This window comes from Pseudomonas caspiana, from assembly GCF_040224095.2.
In the GTDB taxonomy this organism is placed as follows: Bacteria; Pseudomonadota; Gammaproteobacteria; order Pseudomonadales; family Pseudomonadaceae; genus Aquipseudomonas; species Aquipseudomonas caspiana.
Window position 1 is genome coordinate 6,008,529 of the sequence record NZ_CP167995.1, and the last position, 22,494, is coordinate 6,031,022.

General features: G+C 54.8%; 22 protein-coding genes. 7 read left to right on the forward strand and 15 right to left on the reverse strand.

Features of this window, described 5'->3' with window-relative positions; genetic code table 11:
• Positions 1 to 9: 9 nt before the first annotated feature.
• The 9 genes from tagH to tssA all read right to left on the reverse strand — a co-directional run bounded on the left by tagH (position 10) and on the right by tssA (position 10,997).
• Positions 10 to 1,212, reverse strand: coding sequence for a type VI secretion system-associated FHA domain protein TagH (gene tagH, locus ABRP31_RS27090; protein ID WP_349972613.1), 1,203 nt, complete (start codon positions 1,210 to 1,212; stop codon positions 10 to 12).
• Positions 1,213 to 1,228: 16 nt separating this feature from the next.
• Positions 1,229 to 1,369 (reverse strand): type VI secretion protein, encoded by a 141-nt coding sequence (locus ABRP31_RS27095; RefSeq protein WP_349972612.1) that lies wholly within the window; start codon positions 1,367 to 1,369, stop codon positions 1,229 to 1,231.
• Between the two features lie 90 nt (positions 1,370 to 1,459).
• A complete protein-coding gene (tssH, locus tag ABRP31_RS27100; RefSeq protein ID WP_349972611.1) occupies positions 1,460 to 4,072 on the reverse strand; it encodes a type VI secretion system ATPase TssH in 2,613 nt (870 codons plus the stop codon).
• Positions 4,069 to 5,091, reverse strand: coding sequence for a type VI secretion system baseplate subunit TssG (gene tssG / locus ABRP31_RS27105; RefSeq protein ID WP_349972610.1), 1,023 nt, complete (start codon positions 5,089 to 5,091; stop codon positions 4,069 to 4,071). Before tssG ends, tssH begins: the two co-directional genes overlap by 4 nt.
• Positions 5,055 to 6,842, reverse strand: coding sequence for a type VI secretion system baseplate subunit TssF (gene tssF / locus ABRP31_RS27110; protein ID WP_349972609.1), 1,788 nt, complete (start codon positions 6,840 to 6,842; stop codon positions 5,055 to 5,057). The genes tssG and tssF overlap by 37 nt, the downstream gene beginning before the upstream one ends.
• A gap of 142 nt (positions 6,843 to 6,984) precedes the next feature.
• Positions 6,985 to 7,392, reverse strand: a complete 408-nt coding sequence (tssE, locus tag ABRP31_RS27115; RefSeq protein WP_349972608.1) for a type VI secretion system baseplate subunit TssE — start codon at positions 7,390 to 7,392, stop codon at positions 6,985 to 6,987.
• Positions 7,393 to 7,399: 7 nt separating this feature from the next.
• Entirely contained in the window at positions 7,400 to 8,875 is a 1,476-nt protein-coding gene (gene tssC, locus ABRP31_RS27120) for a type VI secretion system contractile sheath large subunit (RefSeq protein ID WP_349972607.1), read from the reverse strand.
• A 28-nt stretch (positions 8,876 to 8,903) separates the two neighbouring features.
• Positions 8,904 to 9,410, reverse strand: coding sequence for a type VI secretion system contractile sheath small subunit (gene tssB / locus ABRP31_RS27125; protein WP_349972606.1), 507 nt, complete (start codon positions 9,408 to 9,410; stop codon positions 8,904 to 8,906).
• Positions 9,411 to 9,443: 33 nt separating this feature from the next.
• On the reverse strand, positions 9,444 to 10,997 hold the full coding sequence (tssA, locus tag ABRP31_RS27130; protein ID WP_349972605.1) for a type VI secretion system protein TssA: 1,554 nt from the start codon (positions 10,995 to 10,997) through the stop codon (positions 9,444 to 9,446).
• A gap of 367 nt (positions 10,998 to 11,364) precedes the next feature.
• Here tssA and ABRP31_RS27135 point away from each other — a divergent pair, with 367 nt between their 5' ends.
• On the forward strand, positions 11,365 to 11,883 hold the full coding sequence (locus tag ABRP31_RS27135) for an Hcp family type VI secretion system effector (RefSeq protein WP_349972604.1): 519 nt from the start codon (positions 11,365 to 11,367) through the stop codon (positions 11,881 to 11,883).
• Between the two features lie 148 nt (positions 11,884 to 12,031).
• On the opposite strand, the gene ABRP31_RS27140 is transcribed toward ABRP31_RS27135, so the two are convergent.
• Positions 12,032 to 12,700, reverse strand: a complete 669-nt coding sequence (locus ABRP31_RS27140) for a hypothetical protein (RefSeq protein ID WP_349972603.1) — start codon at positions 12,698 to 12,700, stop codon at positions 12,032 to 12,034.
• Between the two features lie 232 nt (positions 12,701 to 12,932).
• On the opposite strand from ABRP31_RS27140, the gene ABRP31_RS27145 reads away from it, so the two are divergent.
• Positions 12,933 to 13,628, forward strand: coding sequence for an OmpW family outer membrane protein (locus ABRP31_RS27145; RefSeq protein WP_349972602.1), 696 nt, complete (start codon positions 12,933 to 12,935; stop codon positions 13,626 to 13,628).
• A 115-nt stretch (positions 13,629 to 13,743) separates the two neighbouring features.
• On the opposite strand, the gene ABRP31_RS27150 is transcribed toward ABRP31_RS27145, so the two are convergent.
• The 3 genes from ABRP31_RS27150 to ABRP31_RS27160 all read right to left on the reverse strand — a co-directional run bounded on the left by ABRP31_RS27150 (position 13,744) and on the right by ABRP31_RS27160 (position 15,557).
• Positions 13,744 to 14,019, reverse strand: a complete 276-nt coding sequence (locus tag ABRP31_RS27150) for an HU family DNA-binding protein (protein WP_003213368.1) — start codon at positions 14,017 to 14,019, stop codon at positions 13,744 to 13,746.
• 188 nt (positions 14,020 to 14,207) lie between these two features.
• Positions 14,208 to 15,356, reverse strand: a complete 1,149-nt coding sequence (locus tag ABRP31_RS27155) for an FAD-dependent oxidoreductase (protein WP_349972601.1) — start codon at positions 15,354 to 15,356, stop codon at positions 14,208 to 14,210.
• A gap of 33 nt (positions 15,357 to 15,389) precedes the next feature.
• On the reverse strand, positions 15,390 to 15,557 hold the full coding sequence (locus ABRP31_RS27160) for a rubredoxin (protein WP_002555879.1): 168 nt from the start codon (positions 15,555 to 15,557) through the stop codon (positions 15,390 to 15,392).
• A 201-nt stretch (positions 15,558 to 15,758) separates the two neighbouring features.
• On the opposite strand from ABRP31_RS27160, the gene ABRP31_RS27165 reads away from it, so the two are divergent.
• Entirely contained in the window at positions 15,759 to 16,319 is a 561-nt protein-coding gene (locus ABRP31_RS27165; RefSeq protein ID WP_349972641.1) for a chorismate lyase, read from the forward strand.
• Positions 16,319 to 17,209, forward strand: coding sequence for a 4-hydroxybenzoate octaprenyltransferase (gene ubiA / locus ABRP31_RS27170; RefSeq protein WP_349972600.1), 891 nt, complete (start codon positions 16,319 to 16,321; stop codon positions 17,207 to 17,209). The genes ABRP31_RS27165 and ubiA overlap by 1 nt, the downstream gene beginning before the upstream one ends.
• A 106-nt stretch (positions 17,210 to 17,315) precedes the next feature.
• Here ubiA and ABRP31_RS27175 read toward each other — a convergent pair whose 3' ends face one another.
• Positions 17,316 to 17,675 carry a hypothetical protein gene (locus ABRP31_RS27175; RefSeq protein WP_372489481.1) on the reverse strand — a complete coding sequence of 120 codons (360 nt, stop codon included), beginning with the start codon at positions 17,673 to 17,675 and terminating at the stop codon, positions 17,316 to 17,318.
• 183 nt (positions 17,676 to 17,858) lie between these two features.
• Here ABRP31_RS27175 and phoB point away from each other — a divergent pair, with 183 nt between their 5' ends.
• The 3 genes from phoB (at position 17,859) to ABRP31_RS27190 (ending at position 21,402) form a co-directional block, all read left to right on the forward strand.
• Positions 17,859 to 18,548, forward strand: coding sequence for a phosphate regulon transcriptional regulator PhoB (phoB, locus tag ABRP31_RS27180; protein WP_027901508.1), 690 nt, complete (start codon positions 17,859 to 17,861; stop codon positions 18,546 to 18,548).
• 126 nt (positions 18,549 to 18,674) lie between these two features.
• A complete protein-coding gene (gene phoR, locus ABRP31_RS27185; protein WP_349972640.1) occupies positions 18,675 to 19,940 on the forward strand; it encodes a phosphate regulon sensor histidine kinase PhoR in 1,266 nt (421 codons plus the stop codon).
• A 121-nt stretch (positions 19,941 to 20,061) separates the two neighbouring features.
• Positions 20,062 to 21,402, forward strand: a complete 1,341-nt coding sequence (locus tag ABRP31_RS27190; RefSeq protein ID WP_087273799.1) for a hemolysin family protein — start codon at positions 20,062 to 20,064, stop codon at positions 21,400 to 21,402.
• Between the two features lie 111 nt (positions 21,403 to 21,513).
• Here the strand turns inward: ABRP31_RS27190 and ABRP31_RS27195 are convergent, their stop codons facing one another.
• On the reverse strand, positions 21,514 to 22,410 hold the full coding sequence (locus ABRP31_RS27195) for a M23 family metallopeptidase (RefSeq protein ID WP_087273807.1): 897 nt from the start codon (positions 22,408 to 22,410) through the stop codon (positions 21,514 to 21,516).
• Between the last annotated feature and the right edge of the window lie 84 nt (positions 22,411 to 22,494).

Consider the following 22,494-nt stretch of genomic DNA (forward strand, 5'->3'; position numbering starts at 1 on the left):
GGGGGGTCCTTAGAATCCGGTATGCAAGGTCGCTATCAAGCGCACCTGCTCCTCATAAGTCTGGGCAAAATCCCGAGCCAATAAGCGCTCACTCCAGTCATCGTCCTGGCACAGCGTGCGGTGATATCTCTCAAACGCTTTCCAGCGGGCAGCCTTGGTGTGGAAAAACGAGTTGCGCATGTCGCTCTCAAAACGCAGCGCCAACTGTTGCGGAGCAAAATGATCCAAGGCACCACGCAACGCCTTGCGACTGGCAGCAAGTAGCGCAACCTGATGCGCCTGGATGTCACGAAACGCACGAGCAACGGCCTCGTCTGCGGGCAATTGCCCAACCCTGTGGGCCTGTAAGAGGAGGCTGATAGCCTCGCCGGCATCGCCTGCGTACTTGAGTGGATTGTTGCCGCTGTGTTGGGCCATGCTCAGCGTCAAGCGCAGCTCGTTCTTCAACTCGCTACGAGTACGTAAGGTCTGTTGGAGGCTGCCAATACTTTGCTTGAGCAAAGCAGCAGAATTGATGGCTAATGTCTCGCGCTGCACTTGGTCCAGAGTCAATAAATCAATGCCGATCGCAGCGCCGAAACGCTGCCAGAAATCATCGCTTTGAGGTTTACTCTGAACAGGCTCGGTGTCAGTTGTCGGCCGAGACTCAGGAACCAACTCGGGCAACAAAAGACTCTGTCGATCGGCGGAGCCGTAATCAACACCTTGCTCACTGGCTTGCTGTGATGCGTAAGTTGGCAGTAGCTCATCAAAGCCCAAGTCCAGGCCAACTGAGTGATCGACGTCCCTCAGTAGATCCAGACTCAGAAACGAATCATCCGGAACGATAGCGCCTTCAATGGAGGCAGATCCCAAGTGACCTACAAATCCTGCAGCGTTTTTGACCAGCCGGGCATGAATCTCGAATTTGCCCAGACGATACCGGCTGCCGTGTTCAATCAGGTGCGTTTCCCCTCTGCGTAGATTTTGGCCCTGCCGCTGGCCGCTCTGCAGGATTTGCGTCCCGTTGGTGCTAAGGTCGGTCAGAAAAAACTCACCGTCACTGAACGTGATTTGCGCATGTTCACTGGATACATGAGCCTGATTGTCGACAATGACCCAGTCGCAGCCTTCGGCACGACCAATCAGCCCCCCAGCCCGCTTAAAGGTCTTGGACACTTGTTGACTTTGCGCAGGCAGCTCGCCACCCGCGAGTTCGAATATCAACTCCATACGAATCTCCTTGCGATCAGTTGCCACGATTAACCGCTAGAGGCTCGCCCAAGGGCCGATACTCGTGATCGCTGAACCGATAGTGGCCAGAACAGCCCGCCAGGCAGAGCATCAAGAACAGGCACAACGCAATGGCGTGCCGGGGTCGTACAGACATCGAGGTTTTCCCTGATAACGATGTGAAGACAGCCACCCGATGAGCGACTGCCGGATAAAAACGGATAGTTTCAAAGTTGCTTGCGGTGTTTCAGGCGAACTCGCAGACGACACCAAGCCCCTTCAGGGTGGCGTGCACTCGCGATAGAGGTTGGCCTTCAGCCATAGCGGTTAGCAGACGGTCTGCAATGAGCGGCATGACATGCAGCTCGATAAGGTGGTCGATAAGCCTCGCGCCGCTTTCGCCCTGAACACAGCGATCGGCAAGGTGTTCCAGCAGCTCGTTACTGCTGGTAAACACCAGCCCACGACAGCTCAAGCGCTCACCAAGTCGCTGCATCTTCAGTTCAACCAATTCACGCATCACTGGACCAGTGACCGGGTAATACGGAACGACCCGCATACGCGCCAATAAAGCAGGTTTGAAATGCTTGCTCAGCAATGGCCGAATGGCCTCTTCCAGTTGTTCGGCGCTGGGTCGATCGCCATTCATACACAAGGCATCAATACGCTCGCTGCCCAGATTGGAAGTCATCAAAATCAGCGTGTTGCGAAAGTCTATTTCGCGCCCCTCGCCATCGTTGGCGATACCTTTGTCGAAAATCTGATAAAAAAGATTCAGAACATCCGGGTCAGCCTTCTCCACTTCATCCAGTAGCACCACGGAATAAGGCTTTTGTCTCACCGCTTCGGTGAGCATGCCGCCCTCTCCATAACCGACGTACCCGGGAGGCGCGCCGATGAGTCGCGAGACGGTATGTTTTTCCTGAAATTCGGACATGTTGATGGTGGTCACGAAACGTTCGCCGCCATACAGAAGATCGGCCAGAGCCAAACCTGTTTCGGTCTTGCCCACCCCACTCGGGCCTACCAGCAAAAATACTCCAACCGGTGCATCAGGTTTATTCAAGCCCGCTGCAGTAGCACGCATGGCTCGATCAAGGGCTTGTACAGCTTGTTCTTGCCCACGAATGCGTTGACGTAGATCGTCTGCGAAACTCGTGACCTTGGCATTGTGCTCCCGCGCCAGTTGCGTGAGCGGCACCCCCGTCCAGGCACTGACCACTTCAGCGACCAGGCGTGGACAAACTTCATGACTGACGAGGCGCTCGACCGCCTGCGCCTTCATCAACGCCCGCTGAGTCTCGTGCAATTGCGCGTCTAACTCGTCGAGACTTGTCTCGCTGTCATTACAGCTCGCCGTGGCCAAGTCGTCGCCATCGCCGACGATATCGGCAAGCGCTCGCAGCCTGCGCAACTCAAGCAAACGCACTGCAAGCTGCTGCTGTTCTATCCAGCGCCGCTCCAGTTCCAGCAATTGACTCTGCTTCTGGGCAAGATGTACGCCAAGCGCATCCAACGCCTTGCTATCAACAGCAATCCCAGCATCCATATCGCGACTCAGGGCTTTCTGCTCGCGTGCGCCTTCCACTAAATGGCTACGCAAACGCTCAAGACTTTCAGGCGCAGCAGCAAGACTGATACGCACTCGGGCGCTCGCCGTATCCAACAAATCTACGGCTTTATCCGGCAACTGACGCCCTGTCAAATAGCGCGCAGACAACTCCGCAGCAGCAACAACAGCATCGTCACGCAGATAGACACCGTGACTCTGCTCGTAGATGGGGGCCAGGCCCCGCAAAATAGTGATGGCTTCGTTAACCGTGGGCTCTTGCAGTTTCACGGGTTGAAAGCGACGCGCCAAAGCCGGGTCTTTCTCGAAGTATTTCTTATATTCCAGCCAAGTAGTTGCAGCGATGGTGCGCAACTCTCCACGGGCCAGCGCCGGCTTGAGAAGATTGGCTGCATCCGAACCACCCGCCTGCCCGCCAGCGCCTATCAAGGTATGGGCCTCGTCGATAAACAATACGATCGGTACGGGTGAACCCTTCACTTCATCAATGACGCCTTTGAGCCTTCTCTCGAACTCACCTTTGACGCTGGCACCTGCCTGTAGCAAGCCCATGTCCAGCGACAGCAACTCAACACCTTCAAGAGCCTGAGGGACCTCACCGCTAGCGATCCGTAACGCCAAACCTTCGACGACAGCTGTTTTGCCGACACCCGCCTCCCCTACTACGATAGGGTTGTTCTTACGTCGCCGGGCAAGAATGTCGACCATCTGCCGAATCGCGTCATCACGACAAAGCACGGGGTCCAACTTTCCGTCGCGAGCCTGCTGCGTGAGGTTGTGAGTAAATCGATTGAGTAGCGACTCATCTCTAGGGGACGTAGCAGCAGAGATAGAGCCAGGTTTCTCGGACAGCGAAAAATCTAGCAGGCGCTGGCCGTCAATTCTCCCCAGCAGAACGTAATAACGACTGCCCGCATAGCGAATCGGGTTGCGTAGCAAAGCCAGTATTAGCGCAGCTTGGTCAACCTGGCTTTGCCCGAGCTCGAGAGTCGCAACCAGCAGCGAGTCTTGCAGCCACTGAACCAGTTCAGGAGCGAACACCGGATTACGCGATGCGCTGTCTTCACACTTGGGCTGTAGCGCTGCCGCCAACTCGCCGCCATCAACCTCCGCATCCATCAGGGCACGACTTAACAGGCTGCGGGGTCGTTCGAGCAGCGCCAGTAAGAGGTCTTCGACCAGAATTTTGCTGCCACCCCTGGCGACGCAACGTTCGGCGCTGGCTTCCAGATCGCGGCGCGTATCAGCATTCAATGCCTGAACCAGTTGCTGTAGGTCTACGTTGATCATTTTTCATCAATCCTTGCGAGGTTACTGCCCAGAGTTACAACACCGTCTGCATCTTCTCGTCCAAGCCAGGTTGTCCAGCCGAGACGACAATCACTCTGGGCGCCAAGACGCAGCTCCCGAATTTCTTCTTGGCGTAGCATTAATCGAATGTCGTAGCTCAGAGGGTCGCGCAAGCTGAAGCGGACCAAAGCGCCGAGAGATGGGTAGCCTGTTCCGATGGGCAAGAACTCATGAAAACGCTGCCAACTCAGCTCACGGATGTGGATTCTGAATTTGCCGCTGCGGTCATTTACCCGCTCGCCAAGAACGAAGTCGTGCCCCATCAGGCTATTCGCCGCCCCCAATTGATTGAGCTGGTCTTGCAGAATGTCCACAACGCGCGGGAGGCATTGCTCAATGCTCAACTCAACATGTTTGAAGTAGTAACGCAGCACAGCTTCAATCAATGCAGCAGAATGAGCCCGCAGACTGAGCAATCCGAGATAGGGTAAAAGGCGCTTCCAGTTGATTTCTCGTCCTTGGCGAATAGGGGTGCCCGCTAACCCGATCAACGCAAATAGCCGCTGGGAAAACGGGTCGACGGCTCCCATCTGAAAACTGGCCCGGTAGCGATACCGTTGCCATATCGGAGTTATCAACCGGTGCAGGCGATGGTTTAGAAGATCCAGGAACATCCGCGTCGGGTTGCCAGCATCGTTGTCACCCAACGACTGCTCCGCGTAAAACGCTGGTAATGGAGAGGCAGACCCCGATAACCCCAGCAGATTCAGACGCATACGCGCGCGCAAAAGCCCGTGCTCATGGAAATACTCCACGCGATCTACGTCACTGCAGGGAAAACCCAGACCAGGATTCGCCTGAAACTCGATCTGGTCATAAAGCTGATTTTCATTCCGGTCCGGATGCGCTTCACGCAATACGTCCATAGTCAGCAACACGGCCTGAAACAGCGAGTATTCGCGTATACCGTGAGTCATATCGTTCAAAGCAGGGGCTGCAGACCCATACGCGGTTGCCATGCGTATACCTCCCCAGTGACAGTTTTGACTCGAAGTTCATGAAAGGAGTTGAGGCTCGCGTACAAGGCAAAAAATTCGTTGAGTACAGAAGCGAATAGAAATACCTCTCCCTCACAGATAAATTGCTCTGCATCGACAACCAACTCTGTACGCAGCCCTCGCAACGGAAGCCCCTTGAATAGATGATCAATTGGTTCGTGGCGAATGGACTTAAGCCCCGCGAGCATTTTTTGTGTGACATTCGCCGCGTTGCGGTCGTAATACTGGGCAAGGTCATACGTCTCGAGAATGACCTTCAATGCGTCAACGTTTTCCAGCGAGAGATAGTTCAGCGACATATTGCTGATCAATTTCCAAAGGAAGTTTTCACTGATCGGCGGTGGATAATGAGCGGTGCATGAAGTGATATTTCGAAACGTTAAGTTGCCCGGCGTTAGCTCACGCCCCACACAAATCTCGCCGGTCCTGAGGCGTGCCGGCAAGTTCTGGTTGGTACATATCAACTCGATAGAAAGTGCTTCCTGCTCATCCGAATGGCGGATATCAAAACTTAAATAGGTATCCAGACCACCGTGTAATGGGGATGTGCGTTGACGAATGCTGTAATGCGAACTCTCCCCGGATACGTCAAAGCTGGGGTCATGTTTGAAGGACTCGAAGGGCACGTAGCGGCGCTCACCCGCAACGGATTGCAAATGGCCGACAACACTTTCGACCGAGTACACGCCGCAGTGTTTGCGCTCATCAGCAGATGGCAGCAGTAGATACTCATCCTGCTTCCCATCCAGCCTTATAGGGAGCGCATCCTGAGGAAATAAATTGACGATAGGCGTGCAATAGAGACGGACGTTATCCAGTGTCGGTTGTGAACGCTGAATGGCATTTTTCTGAATGCTGAACCGTAGCTCGAAGCCCTTGGTCTGCTCCAGTACGTCTCCGGGTAGCTGGTTTAGAACATCAAGACCGCCAATGTCCACAAACAGGAACTTGTCCTGAAACGCGAAAAACTCTTGAAGATATCGATATCCTCGAAAGGTGTTCAGAGGGTAGGGAATCAGCCCTTCGCACTCGGAAAACCCCACAGGTTGGATGTCCAGCTTTGACAAGCGGATAGACAGGGTTTTGTTGCCTGGGCCCTTGAATGAATTACCCTCTGAATCCAGAGGTACAACATCAGTAGCGCCAAGGTTTCTCAACAGATTTAGATAGAGAGTCTGGCTAATGTAGCGCTCGCCTGAAAAGTGTAAGCGCAGACGTTGCAGCCCTAGATCGCCCAGGTGACCATCGCCTAAAACCTTCAAACGAAGGCTTAATAACGCCCCTTCTCCGCTTGCCGAGTAGTTCAACGCAACTAACTCGAGCGGCAAGACATCCGTGACATAACAGGTGCGAAAACGACAAATGACTCCATCAGCAGGCTTACTGTCCACCGGCGTCTCGCGCTCGACCCGTATGGCTGGACCAGTTTGCGGCAACGCGTCGAATTGCAAAATGCTGAACGATGGCAGTGGCCGCATATAGTTGGGCCACAGCAATTGCATAAGAGAGTGGGTGAGCTCAGGCCATTCATCATCAAGCTTTTGTCGCAAGCGCCCGGTCAGAAAGGCGACACCCTCCAGCAGACGCTCAACGTCCGGGTCGCTTCCACTTTGTCCGAGAAAGGGGGCCAAGGCAGGGTTACGCTCAGCAAAAGTACGACCTAACTGCCGTAAGGCGGTCAGTTCACTCTGGTAGTAATCATTGAAGGACATCGCTGTATTTATTCCCGGCACCTTTAAACGCGGCGCGCACAAAGCCATCAGCAACAAGTGCCGAGAAAGCGTTTTAATAATGTTCTATAACTTTCCAGCGTCTAAACAGACACGGTTGGTTAAGCAATAAGCGAATGGAGTCTTACGTGACCATAACCTGTCCTGATCCATTCAAAGCAGCGGAGAACCTGATTGGTCTCTTGACGCCTGCAACTTCCAACACTCCTTCAATCGCAAAGAACAACCGAAATGGATCGCTTTCACGCGGAGTAGAAGTGACCTTCACACTGTTCAGACGCGGCTCGTAGAGTGCAATGAAATTCTCGATGGCCTGACGAGCTTGAGTAAGCGAGTCATGCAGACTCAAGCTCATGTCATTTAAATCTGGAAGCCCGTAGTCGGGCAGCGTTTGCACACTGCCAGCCCGAGTGCTAAGCATCTTCGCAAGATGGGCTGCAACGGAGGCAACGACGCACTCCTCGTGCCCCATGCCGATACGTTCATCGGCATCACCTGCAAGGCGCTCGAAAAGGCTGCCGTATCCAGACATTACTCGATCACTCTTTATCCAGCTTGCCGACTAGAGACAAGGTGAAATCCGCTCCCATGTATTTGAAATGCGGACGTACGTTAAGACTCACTCGGTACCAGCCCGGCTCACCTTCAACATCGCTGACCGTGATTTTCGCTGCACGTAGCGGGCGCCGACCACGCACATCAGCGCTTGGGTTTTCCTGATCTGCAATGTATTGGCGAATCCACTTATTCAACTCTTCTTCTAGGTCTGTGCGCTCTTTCCAGGAGCCCAATTGCTCACGCTGCAAAACCTTCAAATAGTGGGCAAGACGGTTAATGATCATCAGGTAGGGCAGTTGAGTTCCCAGCTTGTAATTGAACTCCGCCTCTCTACCTTCCTCACTCATCCCAAACGACTTTGTCTTCTGCGCCGAACTGGCAGAAAAGAACGCCGCGTTATCGCTTCCTTTGCGCATGGTCAGGGCTATAAAGCCCTCTTCAGCCAATTCGTATTCTCGCCGGTCGGAAACCAATACTTCAGTGGGAATTTTGGTCTCGATTTCACCCATGCTCTGAAAGTGATGTAACGGCAGGTCTTCGACCGCCCCACCGCTTTGCGGGCCAATGATATTTGGGCACCAGCGGAACTTGGCGAAGCTTTCAGTCAGTCGTGTCCCGAAGGCATAAGCGGTGTTTCCCCACAGATAATGCTCATGACTGCTGGCAACATTTTCTGTATAGACGAAGCTCTTGACTGGATTCTCTTCCGGGTCGTAAGGATTGCGCAGCAAAAAGCGCGGCATGGTCAAACCAAAATAACGAGCATCTTCCTGCTGACGGAAGCTTTGCCATTTGGCGAACTGTGGACCATCAAAATGATCCTTGAGCTCTTTCATGTTGGGCAGCCCGGTAAAGCTTTCCAGACCAAAAAACTTCGGCCCGGCGGCTGCGATGAATGGTGCATGGGCCATACAGGCGACACTGGAAACGTACTGCATGGTTTTGACGTCGGGGGAACTTGGGGAGAAAAAGTAATTAGCGATAATTGCGCCAACTGGCTGGCCACCAAATTGTCCGTACTCAGCGGAATACACATGCTTGTAAAGACCAGACTGCATTACCTCGGGTGAATCCTCGAAATCGTCCAGCAGGTCCTGCTTGGAGACATTGAGTATTTCAACCTTGATGTTTTCCCGAAAGTTGGTCCGGTCGACAAGCAGCTGCAGACCACGCCACGAAGCTTCCAGCGCCTGAAAGTCAGAGTGATGCAGGATCTCGTCCATCTGCCGACTAAGCTTGCCATCAATCTCTGCGATCATACGGTCAACCATCGCCTTCTTGACGGGCTCCTGGCTGTTGTGCGGCTTGAGCAACTCTTCGATGAAAGCAGCAACACCACGCTTGGCAATGCCGTAGGCATCATCATCCGGGGTCAGTTTTGTCTCAGCGATGATCTGATCGAGTATGCCGAACTGAGTGGTTTCAGCATCTTGTTGCTTTACTGCACGGGTACTCATAAGAGTGGCCTCCTTATCGATTACTAACTCAAGCATCCTTTGGAGTTGGGGCTTCCAGACCTAACTCGTCGAGCACACGACTACGGGAGTCTTCATCCTCCAGAACGCTTTCAATCGCTTTACGGAATGCCGGAGCATTGCCCAATGGTCCCTTTAGGGCCATCAGTGCGTCGCGCAACTCCATCAGCTTTCTCATTTCCGGTACGCGCTCAACAAGACTCGCAGGGTTGAAATCTTTCATCGAGTTGATGCGCAAATCGATCGCCAACTCTTGCGAGTCGTCCTGATCCTGCAATCGGTTTGGCACACTCAGAGTCAGACCGAGCTTCTGATTGGCCAGCACTTCATCGAAATTATTTTTATCGATATTGATAGGCTTGCGATCTTCGACCTTGCGCTCATCCGCCTGCTGGGTGAAGTCACCTAACACCATCAATTTCAGCGGCAGTTCAATTTCCTCCTGAGCACTGCCGGTGGCAGGCTTAAAGGTAATATTGATACGCTCTTTGGGGGCTACCGAGCCTTCTTTGGCCACAGCTTTTCTCCTTCACTGTTGAAGCCCGAGGGCTTATTCGAGTACCACCTCGATATCCAGATGGCACAACCTGCGGTAAATCCCTTCTTTACGCTCGCGCGCTTCATGACCGGTAGGTAGCAACCCATAACAAGCATGCAAAAGCTGCAAGACCTCCAGAGCCAGACCTGGCTCCCAGAGATGCAAATCCGATCGCAGTATTTGCTCGTCAAGGGCCTCCAGCTGAGCCCTGGCCAGTTCGAATTTTTTAGCCTGATGGCACAGTCGGGCGAGACTCAATTGCCAGCAGAATTTTTCTCTTCCACCCTGAGCGTGCTGAAAACCTGACTTGAGCTTTTGTATTGCAGCCTTGAGATTTCCTCTACGCAAAATAACTGTGGCCTCTTGGAGCGCGATATCCCACGCGGGCGAGCTATCTGAAACCAAAACTTGTTGCGCACCGCTTGCACGCTCCAGATGAGGAGTGACACACGCAGCGATCCAGTCACGAGTCGCCGCATCCGCGAACTCCGTCCCGTCGTGAAACCGCAAATCTGCGATCCCCGGTAACCGTTGCAGGAATAACGCGAAATGGATCTCCAGCTCTCGCTTCGCAGCATCGGCATTCAGAGCCTCAAGACACTCCCAAACCAGCCTCTGACCATCGAACCAGAAGGGTGCGCGGGCAATACTCGTCTCCAATTGCACCAACAGGTCGGCGTATTGACCCTGGTCGAAGTGCAACTGATAACTCTTGAGCTTGTCGCTTGGCACTCCATGAAGATCAGTAACGCGCTCAGGGTTGTGCTGCGGAATGCTGTTAATCGATAACCAGCTCAACGTTCGATTTAGACGTAAGGCGCGAGGGTCTATGGCTTTCTGGCGCAGCCACCAGCTACACAACAGCAAAGTATTTTCCCGCTGAGCACGTAACGCTTGCTGTGCATCCCTTTCGCTTTCAATAGTGGCGCCCCCCGAAAACCACTGAGTCGCGACTTCCTTCACCTGGGCGACGACTGTGTCCACGGGGCCGGTATGCGGTCGGCTGTCAGTGGCTCGCGTTACCATATTCGCCAGACGCCTGCGCAGTGGCAGTATCAGCGGCGCCTCTTCCACCAAATGCTCCGTTAACGCGACGTCCAGAACCTCAAGCTGCAGAATCAGTCGTTGAAACAACTCAAGCTGGTCGCTGACCGGGATATTCACGTCCAGGGCTTTCTCAAGCCGCGCGACTAACCATCCAAGCGTGGCCGCACGCGTTCTGGTTTTCTTAGGGTAAATTTCCATCCAACGATGCGTGCAAAAATGGCAAAGCATCTCCAGCCCTGCGACTAAGCCAGCGAACGACTGGTTCTGGTACAACGCCCAACTCAACCAACAGGCAACACGTAAATCCTTGGACATTTCTGCGAGGAGCGCCTCGCTACAATCCTGCACTCGCTGCCAATCGATCTGAGCCGCATCATGCAATGCCAGTGGCTTTGAAAGCTCCGCCTCCAACGCTTCGAATTCACACGAATAACGAACGTCGGCTCCCGCATACTCATCTTCGGATACAGGGCTTTGAGCGAGTTTCAGGTATTTACGCGCGGTATCAGCTGAATACATAACTTCCAATCTTCGGAAAAATCAAATCAGCGACAAATATTAAAACTCAACAAAAAGTCAGCAGAATACGCAAACCAACAATCACACACATATGATCCGAAAACTATTAACCAAGGCCAGAAACTCATCACCGGCAACAATACTATCCAGCAAAGCAATCCACATGCAAGATTAAAATCAAATATTTTACTCCGGATTTAATCTTACATAATATGGCGAAACTTCCTACATCACTTACGAGAAAGCAACTACAGACCAGCAAAACATATGACTGTAAAGTTCGCCAACCTTTAAGAAACACAGCAAAAATAAAACACAGCTTTTATGAAACCTAGAAACATCTTTAAAAACTGCCAGGAGTGCAACGATGCCTACACCAGCATATTTGTCCATTGAAGGAACTACACAAGGACTTATTACTTCCGGGACTTTCACCCAGGACTCCGTGGGGAATATCTATCAGGAAGGCCACGAAGATCAGATACTGGTTCAGGCATTTGATCACCAGGTAATCATTCCCCGCGACCCGCAATCCGGCCAGCCCACTGGTCAGCGGGTTCACAAACCGCTGATGATAACCAAGGTTTTCGACAAATCTTCGCCTTTGCTATTCACAGCACTTACCACCGGCGAACGCCTGACAAAGTGCCGTCTGGAATGGTACCGGACTTCCGCAGAGGGTACCCAGCAGCACTATTTCACTATAGAGCTTGAAGACGCAATTATCGTCGACATTAATTCAACGATGCCTAACTGCCAGGACCCAAGCCAATCGCACTTCACCCACCTGGAAGATGTATATTTCACTTATCGTAAGATAACGTGGACCCATGAAGTTTCCGGGACTTCTGGCTCTGATGACTGGCGCGTTCCTGTTGCAGGTTAACGCTAGGCATGCGCACTAACCAGCTTGGTAGAAAGAGTAGAAGTTTATATAAGCCTTCTCTTTCTAAAGAATGCACATAGCACTTAGCAGAGATTAGTTTCAGCCACTAAAAGCAAACGGGGCCTAAGCCCCGTCTGCCACACCACAACTACTTAACCTTACTACTCAAACTACTCACCTGACTCTCCAGCCTGCCCACGCTACTGCGCAGGTTGCTGATGTCCTGTTTAAGGCTGCTGATGTCGCCAGAGCTTGAGTTGCTGCTTGAACCCGAACTGCGCTGGATATCACTCAACTTGCTCTCCAGTTTGCTAATGCTGCGATTCTGGTCTTCGATTTTGCTCTTCAAGCTCGATACGTCACTGGAGCTTGAGTTGCTGCTTGAGCTAGAGCCAGCGCTGCGCTTGAGGTCGTTGAGCTGGCTTTCCAGTTTGCTGATGGTGCGGCTTTGCTCGTCCATCTTGCTTTTGAGGCCGGACACGTCAGCGTTGCTGGATTGAGTGGTGGTGCCGTTGTTACGTTTGAGTTCTTCGATCAAACGGGTCTGGGCTTTGACGGTTTCCTTGAGGGCGGCCAGCTCGCTGGCGTTCTGGCGGGACTCTTTCTGCAATTGCTGCAAGCCGCCCAGAGTGAAGTCGGTTTTACGTATTGAATAAACGCCTGTTGGCTCGTAGTGGCTGGCAACAATGCTGTCTTGGGAAGTGGCGTCGTAGGAGCTTAAATCGACTGCGGCTTGGGCCTGTGACAGCGCAAGGCTACCCATCAAAAATGCTGCGAATCGGATTTTGGAGCTCAGGAAAGCGGACTTACTAGTCATCACTAGGTTTTCCATATGAAGTGCCGATATGGCACAACGCTATGACCCGTTTTTTTACCGAAAGTTCTCAGCCTAGACGCTTCGGGGGACAAACCTCGTAACGTTTTTCGTGTCTATCCGAGAGGATGCTATGCCATCCGGCAGACGTTCATACAGGGTCACTTCTCGATACTCGGACCTTCCCCGACACAGCCCGATGCGGCTGGTCGTTGTTCGAATAGCGGAGTGAGATATGCGCAGACTGACCCTTCTTGGCACCCCGGTGCTGATTTTCACCCTGGCGGTGTCGACGGCCCAGGCCTATGAGGCCGGGGATATTATTGTCCGGGCCGGTGCAGTAACTGTCGACCCACGGGAAAGCAGTTCCAGCGTGCGCGTTGATCGCGGAGGTCTGGCGGGCACGGATCTGGGTGGCAAGGCAGGCATGAACAGCGATACCCAATTGGGTCTGAACTTCGCTTACATGGTCACTGATCATTTGGGGATTGAGTTGTTGGCGGCTACGCCGTTTGAGCACGACGTAAACATAAGCGGCACTTCCGGTGGTATTGCGGACGGCAAGCTTGGCTCGCTGAAACATCTGCCGCCGACGTTGAGCCTGATTTACTACCCGCTGAACAATAAGTCAGCCTTCCAGCCCTATGTGGGCGCGGGCATTAACTACACCTGGATCTATGATGAAAGTGTCGGCAGCAGCGCCAGCGCCGCAGGGTTCGATAACTTTCACGCTAGCAATTCCTGGGGCTGGGCCGCTCAAGTGGGCGCGGACTACATGCTCACTGACCGTTTGATGATTAACGCGCAGATGCGCTACATCGACATTGAAACCGACGCTTACGTCAGCAACACCAATCTTGGCGTCAGGGCCAAAGTCGATGTCGACGTGGATCCGTTCGTTTACATGGTGGGGCTTGGCTACAAGTTCTGAGATCACACACCAAGGCGAGGCATCAATGGCGACACAACAAAAAACGGGCACCCAACCTGAGTTGGTGTGCCCGTTTTTTCACTGCTCGCCTCCCGCCGAGGCGTCCAGCTGGTAACTAGGGGTTGACGCTGTCTTTCAGGGATTTACCCGGCTTGAAGGCGACGGTGTTGCTGGCCTTGATCTTCACTGGCTCGCCGGTTTGTGGGTTTTTGCCAGTGCGTGCGCCGCGATGGCGTTGCAGGAAGGTGCCGAAGCCGACCAGGGTGACGCTGTCTTTGCGATGCAAAGCACCAGTGATTTCTTCGAGGACGGCATTGAGAACTCGATTGGCTTGCTCTTTGGTCAGGTCCGCTTTTTCAGCAATAGCGGCCGCTAGTTCTGGTTTACGCATATGAAGCCTCTTCTACGGTTTTTTGTTTTTATGTCCCGGACCGCTCATGCAGAACGGCGTCAGGTGCCGCAACAGCTCTACGTTGCGGCAGACGGGAATGAGGATGGCATGCTGTTCTGGCCGACGCCAGTAGACCAACGACCTTTATGCGGCCAAAAATGTGGCTTATCCGACAGAACGGCCAGTATTTACGCCAATAGCGCTGGAAGCGTCTTATTGAGGGCGAGTTTTTCCATCACGGCGGCTCCCGTCAGGGCGTAACCCAAGAGGTTGCCGGCCGGGTCGTGACACAGAGCTTTGATATCAGCGCCCTGCCCTTCGACACTCCAGACGCCCTCGCTGCCACGCGGAGGCGGTGACACGACGAGTGGGCAAACCGGAGTTTTTACCGTAATCGGCATAGGCCCGTATTTGACCGCTGTCGGAGTACCCGCGAGGGTTTGCGCCAAGGCGCGAGCGCAGCTCATCAGCGGCATCACATACAGCAGGTTCAAACCGTCGACTTCAGCACAGTCGCCCAATGCATAGATATTGGCGTGGGAGGTTTTCAGCTCTCGGTCCACGATGATGCCACGGCCGATCTGCAAGCCTGCGGCCGCAGCCAGATCGACTCGTGGGCGCAGGCCGATGGCGGAGACCACAACGTCGCACTCAATGACCTGCCCATCGGACAGGTGAGCTTCAAGGCCATCGGCAGTGCGCTGCAAGCGCGTCATCAATGGGCCGAGGTGGAAGCGCGCACCGAGGCTTTCCAGGCCGGCACGCACGGCAGTTGCGGCAGCAGGCGGCAACAAAGTCGGCATCACGTGTTCGCAAGGCGCGACCAGATCGACTTCGTAGCCCCCCAGAATCAAGTCATTGGCGAACTCGCAGCCAATCAAGCCGACGCCAAGAATCAACACCCGGCGCTTGCCTGCTGCTGCGGCGCGAAAGCGGGCGTAATCCTCAAGATCATTGATCGGGAAGACGGCGTCGCTAGCATCGCCTTCAACCGGTACGCGGATGGTTTCTGCACCCCAGGCGAGGATCAGGTCACGGTAATACACGGCCTCTTCACCGATCCATAGGCGTTTGTGCCCCGGATCAATGCCGCTGATGCGCGTGTGAGTGCGCACCTCAGCCTTGAGCTGGTCGGCCATCGCGCCGGGTTCAGCCATGCTCAGGCCATCGGCTTCCTTGTTTTTGCCAAAGCCGGTGGAGAGCATCGGTTTAGAGTAGGAACGCCCGTCATCGGCGGTGATCAGCAGCAGCGGCGTTTCGCCATCGAGCTTGCGAAATTCCCGGGCGAGGTTGTAGCCCGCCAGGCCAGTGCCAACAATCACAACAGGTGCGTTCATACGTACTTCCAAACCAGAGAGTAAAAAACCGGATCAGCCGATTTCGATCATTTCGAAATCCATTTTGCCCACGCCGCAATCCGGGCATAGCCAATCTTCGGGAACATCCTGCCAAAGCGTGCCCGGCGCGATACCGTCATCCGGCCAGCCATCCGCTTCGTTGTAAATCAGGCCACAGACAATGCATTGCCACTTTTTCATCGTATATCTCTCATATTTTCAGGCTATTTCGGGTGTACGTGGTCGTGAGGTGCCACGCTTGCGCCGAACTCAGGGCGTTTTGTACTGACCGCGACGCCGACATGCAACCCCGAACATCACTACAGCCTTTTGCCGGTCGTCGGCTGAAGGGGGCAATCATGCTAAGCTCGCGGCCCCGATCAGCCTCAATAAATGCTTACCGTGACTGAGCAAAAACCCTCTTGCGTACCTGTTGACTGGCTTGGACGCGAGCCGCTTGGAGACGCCGTCGAACCCTTGGTTCTGGAGTGGCTGTTTCATCAGGACTCGCTGACTCGCCGCCTGACAGCCCTTTCCGCTGACCACTTCAGTGTCACGCCTCTGTTCGAAGGCTGGCAAGCGCTGCGCGACGATGAGTGCCAGGCATTGGGTCTGCCTGAACAGAGCATGGGTTGGGCACGGGAAGTTTATTTACACGGGTATGGCGAAAAGTGGGTCTTCGCTCGAAGTGTCGCGGCTCGCAGCGCGCTGCAGGAAAGCGGCTTGCAGATGGATGAATTGGGCACACGCTCGCTTGGCGAGTTGTTGTTCTGCGACCCGGCGTTTGATCGCGGCGCGTTGCAGGTCTGTCGTTATCCTGCGGTCTGGCTACCGGCAGCAGACGCCACCGAAGGTTTATGGGGACGCCGCTCGTGCTTTAGTCGGGGCCCATTGAAAATACTGGTTGCCGAGGTCTTCCTGCCTACGCTCTGGCAGGCGATTCGCACCACGGAGCATGGTTGATGTACCTGACACTTCTGAAATCGCTTAATCGCCTGAACCCTCGCATCTGGGACTTCATCCAGTTGATGCGCGTTGATAAGCCCATTGGCATTTATCTCTTGCTGTGGCCGACGCTCTGGGCGCTGTGGATCGCGGGTGAAGGTTCGCCGTCACTACTCAATATCGTGATTTTTGTGGTCGGCGTGTTTCTGATGCGAGCGGCAGGCTGTGTGATCAATGACTTCGCCGACCGCAAGGTCGATGGTCACGTCAAACGCACTGAGCAGCGGCCGCTGGTGAGTGGCAAAGTCAGCTCTAAAGAGGCGCTGGTTCTATTTGCGGTATTGGTGCTGGTGAGTTTTCTGCTGGTAATGCTGACTAACGCAACAACCATCTGGTTATCCTTCGGCGGTCTGGCGCTAGCAGCCTGTTATCCATTCATGAAGCGTTACACCTATTACCCACAAGTGGTACTGGGTGCGGCGTTTTCATGGGGGATGCCGATGGCGTTCACCGCCGAAACCGGCAACCTGCCTGCCGCCGCGTGGCTGCTTTACATCGCTAACCTGTTATGGACGGTGGCGTACGACACCTATTACGCGATGGTCGATCGTGAAGACGATCTGAAGATTGGAGTGAAGTCCACCGCTGTGCTGTTTGGCGATGCTGACCGGATCATCATTCTGACGTTGCAAGTCCTGGCATTGGGCTGCCTGCTGCTGGCCGGTGCGCGTTTTGAGCTGGGGGTGTATTTCTACCTGGGTCTGTTGGTGGCGGCGGGTTGTTTCGTCTGGGAATTCTGGTCAACCCGCAATCGCGACCGCGATGCCTGCTTCAAGGCATTTCTGCACAACCATTGGGCTGGGTTGGCGATCTTTGTCGGGATTGTTGCGGATTATGGGTTGCGTTGAATGACTCTGGAAACGTAGCAGCAATCGGAGGTCACGATGGCGGTGTGTCAGTTACATCGCAATCGGCGCCGTCGTAACCTCCGAAAATTCCTACGGAAGTGTCGTGCTATTTAGGTTTGACGATGTGCCAGACGCCGCCTTTGCCATCGCCAGTGACGTCACCGACTTTCTTGTCATCCTTGTAGAAGTACAACGGCTTGCCGTCGTAAGCCCATTGCAGGGTTTTGTCGTCGCGTTTGATCTGGGTCCATTTGCCTGACGCTTTGGTATTGGCTTCAGCCACAAGTGGCGGCCAGTTGATTGCGCATTTGTCGTTACAAACGGATTTGCCTACCGAGTCCTTGTCGAAGGTGTAGAGCGTTTTACCGCTGTGGTCGGTGAGGTAGCCGTTGTCCCCTGTCATGCCGGGTTCAGCAGCCATGACCAGACTGGAAGACGCCATTGCCGCAGCAGCTATCAAGCCCATGAATGTCGATGAAATCTTGAACATCGGTAGATCCTCTTCTTATGTGGAAACCGTTGTCGGACGAGACTGCACATTAGTCCTTAAAGAACGTGGCATGCTAGCCCATACCCTGACTGTCACACGACTGCAATAATTCCGTTATCTAATGCGCCCCAAGACAGTTAAATGACAAGAGGTTCAAGCATGGTTGGCAGGAGCATTCTGATCGTTGACGACGAAGCGCCTATTCGCGAAATGATCGCCGTTGCATTGGAAATGGCCGGCTATGACTGCATGGAAGCAGAGAACTCTCAGCAAGCCCATGCAATCATCGTAGACCGCAAACCGGACTTGATCCTGCTCGACTGGATGCTGCCTGGCACTTCCGGTATCGAACTGGCCCGACGCCTCAAACGCGATGAGCTGACCGGGGACATCCCGATCATCATGCTGACCGCCAAGGGTGAAGAGGACAACAAGATCCAGGGGCTGGAAGTGGGCGCCGACGATTACATCACCAAGCCGTTTTCCCCTCGCGAACTGGTCGCACGCCTCAAGGCTGTGCTGCGCCGTGCAGGCCCTACCGATGGTGAAGCGCCTATCGAAGTCGGCGGTCTGCTGCTCGACCCGATCAGCCACCGCGTGACCATTGATGGCAAACCTGCCGAGATGGGGCCTACTGAATACCGTTTGCTGCAGTTCTTCATGACCCACCAGGAGCGCGCCTACACCCGCGGCCAATTGCTGGATCAAGTCTGGGGAGGCAATGTTTATGTCGAAGAACGTACCGTTGACGTGCACATCCGTCGACTGCGCAAAGCCCTCGGCGATGCTTATGAAAATCTGGTACAAACCGTGCGCGGCACAGGCTATCGCTTTTCTACAAAAAGCTGATGACCTGCCCGTAAACAGACAGTTTGAACAGATAGCCGCAAACAGGCAGCGCAACCGCCCGGTATGCGCTCGACATGGATGTACGTTTAATTGAATCAAAATTGGCATGGCACCCTGATCCGCCACATGCTGTTGTTGGTGACGGCCTGCCTCGTGGTCGGGTTGATCAGCGGCGAATATGGCTGGAGCCTGGCCATCGGTCTGGGGCTGTATCTGGCCTGGACCCTCAAACAACTCTTGCGCCTGCACGAATGGCTCAGCAACCACCAGACCGACGAACCGCCGCCGGATGGCTACGGTCTGTGGGGTGAGGTCTTCGATAGCATCTACCACCTGCAACGCCGTGATCAGCGGGTACGTGGTCGCCTGCAGGCTGTAATCGACCGTGTGCAGGAATCCACCGCCGCCCTAAAGGACGCGGTGATCATGCTCGACAGCGAAGGCAACCTGGAATGGTGGAATCGCGCCGCAGAAACCCTGATGGGTCTCAAAACTCCGCAGGACAGCGGTCAGCAGGTTACTAACCTCGTTCGCCACCCGCGTTTTAAGGAGTATTTCGAGCAGGGCAGTTTTGCCGAGCCTCTGGAAATTCCTTCGCCGACCAATGACCGGGTGCGCATTCAGATGCTGATTACCCGCTACGGCAACAACGAACATTTAATGCTGGTGCGCGACGTCACGCGAATTCATCAACTGGAACAGATGCGCAAGGATTTCGTCGCCAACGTGTCCCACGAGCTGCGCACGCCTTTGACCGTAATTTTTGGTTATCTGGAAACCTTGCTGGATAACGTCGAAGAAGTGAACCCGCGCTGGGTGCGGGCCTTGCAGCAAATGCATCAGCAAGGTGGGCGGATGCAGACGTTGCTCAATGACCTGTTGCTGTTGGCCAAGCTCGAAGCCACGGACTATCCGTCGGATAACCATCCGATTGTCATCAGCACATTGCTCAAGACCATCACCAGTGATGCGCAGGCGTTGTCCGGCAACAAAAATCAGCAGATCAACCTGAATATCGAAACCGATGTTCAGCTCAAGGGCAGCGATACCGAACTGCGCAGCGCGTTTTCCAACCTGATTTTCAACGCCGTGAAATACACCCCCGCCGAAGGCAAAATCCAGATTCGCTGGTGGGCCGACGAGCGAGGCGCGCACCTGAGCGTGCAGGATTCGGGGATCGGCATCGAAACCAAGCATTTGCCGCGTCTGACCGAGCGTTTCTACCGCGTAGACTCCAGCCGCGCCTCCAATACTGGCGGTACAGGTCTGGGTCTGGCGATCGTAAAACACGTGCTCTTGCGCCACCGTGGAACACTGGAAATCAACAGCGTTCCAGGCAAAGGCAGCGTGTTTACCTGCCATTTCCCACCCATCCAACTGGCTCAAGCCTAGGCTGCGACACCTCCGCCACTAGGCAAGCAGGCATTCAGCCGCTACATTGCGGCACTTATGCCCCCGGATTTCGGTGCGGCAATAACCTATCTCGCTAAAACGGAACCCGTAAAACTCCATCATGGACCCTTCCCCTGGTTTTAACCTCGCTTCACTGTTCGCCGACTTCGGCATGATTCTCTTCGCAATGGTTCTGGTCCTGCTCAACGGCTTTTTCGTTGCGGCAGAGTTCGCCATGGTCAAACTGCGCTCGACCAAGGTTGAAGCCATTGCAGAAAAAAACGGCTGGCGCGGACACATCCTGCGCACCGTTCACAGCCAGCTTGACGCTTATCTCTCGGCTTGCCAGTTGGGTATCACCCTGGCTTCGCTGGGTCTGGGCTGGGTCGGCGAGCCGGCGTTCGCCCACCTGCTGGAGCCGCTGCTGGCGGCTTTGGGCGTAGACACTCCGGAAGTGATCAAGGGCGTGTCGTTCTTCACCGCGTTTTTCATCATCTCCTACCTGCACATCGTGATCGGCGAGCTGGCTCCCAAATCCTGGGCGATCCGCAAACCGGAGCTGTTGTCGCTATGGACGGCGGTGCCGCTGTACCTGTTCTACTGGGCGATGTACCCGGCCATTTACCTGCTCAACGCCAGCGCCAACGCGATTCTGCGTATTGCTGGCCAGGGCGAGCCTGGTCCGCATCATGAACACAGCTACAGTCGCGAAGAGCTGAAACTGATCTTGCACTCCAGCCGTGGCCAGGATCCGAGCGATCAGGGTATGCGGGTACTGGCTTCCGCCGTGGAAATGGGCGAACTGGAAGTGGTCGACTGGGCCAACTCCCGGGAAGACCTCGTGACGCTGGACTTCAACGCGCCACTCAAAGAAATCCTCGCCCTGTTCCGCCGCCACAAGTTCAGCCGTTATCCGGTCTACGACGCCGACCGCGGCGAATTTGTCGGCCTGCTGCACATCAAGGACCTGCTGCTGGAATTGGCGGCACTGGACCACATCCCGGAATCCTTCAACCTGGCCGAGCTGACGCGTCCGCTTGAGCGGGTGTCCAAGCACATGCCGCTGTCGCGCCTGCTTGAGCAGTTCCGTCAGGGCGGCGCGCACTTTGCGCTGGTGGAAGAAGCCGACGGCAAGATCATCGGTTACCTGACCATGGAAGACGTGCTGGAAGTGCTGGTCGGCGACATTCAGGACGAACACCGCAAGGTAGAGCGCGGCATCCTCGCCTATCAGCCCGGCAAACTGCTGGTGCGCGGCGATACCCCTCTGTTCAAGGTCGAACGCCTGCTGGGCATCGATCTGGACCACGTGGAAGCCGAAACCCTGGCAGGCCTGATCTACGAAACCCTCAAGCGGGTGCCGGAAGTCGAAGAAGTCATGGAGTTCGAGGGCCTGCGGATCATCATCAAAAAGATGAAAGGCCCGAAGATCGTGTTGGCCAAGGTGGTCAAGATTGATTGAGGCGTTTATGTAGGAGCTACCGCAGGCTGCGAAACCCATCTCCTGATGCAGCGCTTTCGCAGCCTTCGGCAGCTCCTACAGAGATCATGTTTACTGCTCGGCCGTGTTCCCTCAATTCCCACCCACAGCAAAATTCGGCAGGCTTTGCACCGGCTGTGCAAACTCGTACGGGATGGACTCCAGCGCCAGGCCCACGTTGCGCTGGACGACGAAGTGCAGGTGCGGGCCGCTGCTGTTGCCGGTGTTGCCTGAGCGGGCCAGGGCGCTGCCTACCACGACGTGCTGACCTTCCTTGACGCTGACCGAGCCGCGCATCAAGTGCAGGTACACGCCCATGGTGCCGTCGTCGTGCAGGATGCGCACGAAATTGCCTGATGGGTTCGAACCTTTGCCGGTCTGGTCGTTTTCAATTTTGACGACCACGCCACCGCGCGCGGCGATGATCGGCGTGCCCTCCGGCATGGCGATGTCCATGGCATAACGGCCTTTGGGGCCGAAGTGGCTGTACTTGCCGTTAGGCCCCTGACTCAAACGAAACGGACCGCCGACCCACGGCAACGGATAACGATAAGCCAGGCTTGTGCGCTGCGGATCACCCACAATCGAACGCAGGCTGGTTTTGTAGCTCATGGCCTTGCCGACGACTTTGGGGCTCAGGACCGTGACGCGCTCATTGCCCCGCGCCGGGATCGTGCGACGAATGGTCTGGTCGGCGACGCCAAGGACGTTCTTCCCGCCAGAGATTTTCAGTTCGATTTCTACCGGCGCATACAGGTCGTTGCGGACATAAAGGCTGTCCACGCCTTTGTCGCGCTTGGTGCTCAAATGCACCTGACGCTCGATGTGCTCAACCATCCGATCCTTGAACACCACCACGGCAGCCCCCGGCGTCGGCCGGTCGGTAAACGAGACCACGCCGTTGGCATCGGTGAATTTGTAGATCGTCACCGCTCCGGCCGTTTGAGCAGCCAGCAACAGAGCACACAGGATCAGTAAGCGCTCAAGCATGGGATTGGTCTGGGCTGTAAAGAAGATGAGGCAAGCCTAACAGTGATTCCTGCGAATGAGGACTCAGCTGTCTCAATCGGCAAT

What these genes read in the sequence shown, in the direction of transcription:
- tagH (WP_349972613.1), bottom strand. Translation starts at nt 1,212, where the DNA reads ATGGAGTTGATATTCGAACTCGCGGGTGGCGAGCTGCCTGCGCAAAGT.
- ABRP31_RS27095 (WP_349972612.1), bottom strand. Translation starts at nt 1,369, where the DNA reads ATGTCTGTACGACCCCGGCACGCCATTGCGTTGTGCCTGTTCTTGATG.
- tssH (WP_349972611.1), bottom strand. Translation starts at nt 4,072, where the DNA reads ATGATCAACGTAGACCTACAGCAACTGGTTCAGGCATTGAATGCTGAT.
- tssG (WP_349972610.1), bottom strand. Translation starts at nt 5,091, where the DNA reads ATGGCAACCGCGTATGGGTCTGCAGCCCCTGCTTTGAACGATATGACT.
- tssF (WP_349972609.1), bottom strand. Translation starts at nt 6,842, where the DNA reads ATGTCCTTCAATGATTACTACCAGAGTGAACTGACCGCCTTACGGCAG.
- tssE (WP_349972608.1), bottom strand. Translation starts at nt 7,392, where the DNA reads ATGTCTGGATACGGCAGCCTTTTCGAGCGCCTTGCAGGTGATGCCGAT.
- tssC (WP_349972607.1), bottom strand. Translation starts at nt 8,875, where the DNA reads ATGAGTACCCGTGCAGTAAAGCAACAAGATGCTGAAACCACTCAGTTC.
- tssA (WP_349972605.1), bottom strand. Translation starts at nt 10,997, where the DNA reads ATGTATTCAGCTGATACCGCGCGTAAATACCTGAAACTCGCTCAAAGC.
- ABRP31_RS27135 (WP_349972604.1), top strand. Translation starts at nt 11,365, where the DNA reads ATGCCTACACCAGCATATTTGTCCATTGAAGGAACTACACAAGGACTT.
- ABRP31_RS27140 (WP_349972603.1), bottom strand. Translation starts at nt 12,700, where the DNA reads ATGACTAGTAAGTCCGCTTTCCTGAGCTCCAAAATCCGATTCGCAGCA.
- ABRP31_RS27145 (WP_349972602.1), top strand. Translation starts at nt 12,933, where the DNA reads ATGCGCAGACTGACCCTTCTTGGCACCCCGGTGCTGATTTTCACCCTG.
- ABRP31_RS27150 (WP_003213368.1), bottom strand. Translation starts at nt 14,019, where the DNA reads ATGCGTAAACCAGAACTAGCGGCCGCTATTGCTGAAAAAGCGGACCTG.
- ABRP31_RS27155 (WP_349972601.1), bottom strand. Translation starts at nt 15,356, where the DNA reads ATGAACGCACCTGTTGTGATTGTTGGCACTGGCCTGGCGGGCTACAAC.
- ABRP31_RS27160 (WP_002555879.1), bottom strand. Translation starts at nt 15,557, where the DNA reads ATGAAAAAGTGGCAATGCATTGTCTGTGGCCTGATTTACAACGAAGCG.
- ubiA (WP_349972600.1), top strand. Translation starts at nt 16,319, where the DNA reads ATGTACCTGACACTTCTGAAATCGCTTAATCGCCTGAACCCTCGCATC.
- ABRP31_RS27175 (WP_372489481.1), bottom strand. Translation starts at nt 17,675, where the DNA reads ATGGGCTTGATAGCTGCTGCGGCAATGGCGTCTTCCAGTCTGGTCATG.
- phoB (WP_027901508.1), top strand. Translation starts at nt 17,859, where the DNA reads ATGGTTGGCAGGAGCATTCTGATCGTTGACGACGAAGCGCCTATTCGC.
- phoR (WP_349972640.1), top strand. Translation starts at nt 18,675, where the DNA reads ATGCTGTTGTTGGTGACGGCCTGCCTCGTGGTCGGGTTGATCAGCGGC.
- ABRP31_RS27190 (WP_087273799.1), top strand. Translation starts at nt 20,062, where the DNA reads ATGGACCCTTCCCCTGGTTTTAACCTCGCTTCACTGTTCGCCGACTTC.
- ABRP31_RS27195 (WP_087273807.1), bottom strand. Translation starts at nt 22,410, where the DNA reads ATGCTTGAGCGCTTACTGATCCTGTGTGCTCTGTTGCTGGCTGCTCAA.